The sequence below is a fragment of the Nitratidesulfovibrio liaohensis genome (genome assembly GCF_011682075.1).
In the GTDB taxonomy this organism is placed as follows: Bacteria; Desulfobacterota; Desulfovibrionia; order Desulfovibrionales; family Desulfovibrionaceae; genus Cupidesulfovibrio; species Cupidesulfovibrio liaohensis.
Window position 1 is genome coordinate 1 of sequence record NZ_VSMK01000434.1, and the last position, 2,205, is coordinate 2,205.

The following is a 2,205-nucleotide window of genomic DNA, read 5'->3' on the forward strand; positions in this document are numbered from 1 at the left end:
AGGTGCTGTGTCGGCTGGTGGGCGCGGCCCCGCATGTGCACGAAGCCGTGGCCCGGCGTCAGGCCGCCCGGTTCGAAGGGCTGCCCCGCGTGGCGGGTGGGCGGGTGCGCCATCTGGACGTGATGCTGTTCCCCCTTTCGGCGCAGGATGCCGCGCCCGGCGTGCCGGGGGCCGTCATCGTGCGGGTGGATGACGTCACCGAGCGTACCCGGCTGGCCGACATGCTGGTGCAGACCGAAAAGATGCTGTCCGTGGGCGGGCTTGCGGGTGGCATGGCGCACGAACTGAACAACCCGTTGGGGGCGGTGTTGCAGGGCGTGCAGAACATCATGCGCAGGCTGGACCCGAATCTGGCCGCCAACGCCCAGGCCGCGCGCGATACCGGGGTGTCCCTGACGGCCATGCGCGCCTACATGGAGGCCCGGCGCATTTCCGAAATGCTGGAAGGCATCCGCGATGCGGGCGCCCGCGCGGCGGACATCATCGCCACCATGCTGGAATTCACGCGGCCCGGGCAGGGGCGGCGCACCACGGCGCGGGCGCACGCCCTGGTCGAACGGGCGCTGGCCCTGGCGGGCAGCGACTACGACCTGCGCCGCCAGTACGATTTCCGCAAGCTGCACGTGGTACGCGACTTCGCCACGAACGACGATTCCCTGACCTGCGTGCCCACCGAAATCGAGCAGGTGCTGCTGAACCTGTTCAAGAACGCGGCCCATGCCATGGCGGAAAAAAGCTATCCTGCCGGGCAGGCACCTTCGTTGCGCGTGACCACCCGGCGCGAGGGCGACGAGGTGGTCATCGTGGTGGAGGACAACGGGCCGGGCATGGAGCCGGACGTCCGGCGACGGGTGTTCGAGCCGTTCTTCACCACCAAGCCGCCGGGCGTGGGCACCGGCCTGGGGCTTGCGGTCAGCTACTTCATCGTGGTGCGCACCCATGGCGGCAGCATTGTCTGCGATGGCGTGCCCGGCGCGGGGGCCCGGTTTACCGTGCGGTTGCCGACCAGGCAGGCGGTGGACAGCTAGGGGCTGTTTTCCGCGTGTTGTTGAAAGCAGCGTGCGGGGCAGCTCGCCGACGTTGCGGCGTGAATGTCTTTCTTTGCTCTTGCAGGATGTTACCTGTGCGATTCCACGGCCCGGACCATGTTCCGGGCCGTGCCCATTTGTGCAGGTTGTACGCACAATTCCGAATGTGGTTGCACAAGTTGGCGCATCATGGCATTCGGGCGTATGAAATGGCAGGGGCGTGCGGCGTCGGGAAAGTTTTCCGGCATGCACCGCGCGCGGTGGGCAGCATTCTTGCGCGCATCATGCGCCTTCACGGGATGGAATCATGATCGGAGAATTGTTTCAGCCGATGCACCTGCTGGTGGTGGGCATAGTGGCCCTGTTCGTTTTCGGACCGGACAAGCTGCCCCAGCTGGGCAGGACACTGGGCAAGGCCGTGCGTGAACTGCGCGGGGCCATGAACGAACCCGACGAAGTCACCAAGGACAACACGAAGTAGGTGGAATGTTTCAGCCGGGGACTCCCGGCTGGATGGCTGCCGGACGGGATACCCCGGCCCGGCGGGGCGGATGCATGCTGCCGGGCGAATACCGCCGGGCGAATACGGACGGGGCGGACACGGAAACAACCGTGCCCGCCCCGTCCGCGTGTTCCGGCGTAGAATGTGAGCGGTGTCAGTGCGCGGCCAGCCACCATATGGTCGTGACGGCGGCCAGGCTGGCCACGCGGAACAGCTGGCTCTGCACCAGCAGCACCAGCCCCAGGCGGGGCGTGAAGATGCCGGTGTGCGAGGGCAACTGGTGGCGCAGCGCCCGGATGGGGGTGGCCACGATGGTGCCCAGCACCAGCGCCAGCGCGGTCTGGGCCGTGTCCAGCGAGCCGGCGTCCAGCAGGGCTGCGGCAGCGGCCACCCCGGACGAAAATTCGGCGGCGGCGGAAAACACCACCACTCCGGCGGCCTGCACCGGCAGGATGCCCATGCCGAAGCTGCCAGCGGCGCCCCCAGCCGCAAGATCGCGCAGGGTGTCGAACACCCCGGCCTGATGCAGGGCGTACATGGCAAGATAGGTGGGCGCGGTGAACAGGGCCATGCGACCGATGCGGCGGCGGAAGCGTGTGCCCACCAGCGTCAGTGCCGCCCGCAGGCGCTGCGCCGGGGTCGCGGACGCATCCGCTTGACCACCGGGCGCCCCGT

2 protein-coding genes and 1 pseudogene are annotated in these 2,205 nt (G+C 68.3%); 2 read left to right on the forward strand and 1 reads right to left on the reverse strand.

Annotated elements, in window-relative coordinates; translation table 11 throughout:
- Nucleotides 1-1,028, forward strand: a 1,028-nt coding sequence (locus tag FVW27_RS13605; RefSeq protein ID WP_243838453.1) for a sensor histidine kinase, incomplete at its 5' end; no start/stop codon positions are given.
- Nucleotides 1,029-1,335: 307 nt separating this feature from the next.
- On the forward strand, nt 1,336-1,509 hold the full coding sequence (locus tag FVW27_RS13610; protein WP_035068264.1) for a twin-arginine translocase TatA/TatE family subunit: 174 nt from the start codon (nt 1,336-1,338) through the stop codon (nt 1,507-1,509).
- Between the two features lie 175 nt (nt 1,510-1,684).
- Here the strand turns inward: FVW27_RS13610 and FVW27_RS13615 are convergent.
- Nucleotides 1,685-2,205, reverse strand: a pseudogene (locus FVW27_RS13615) (nucleoside recognition domain-containing protein); the annotation flags it as partial.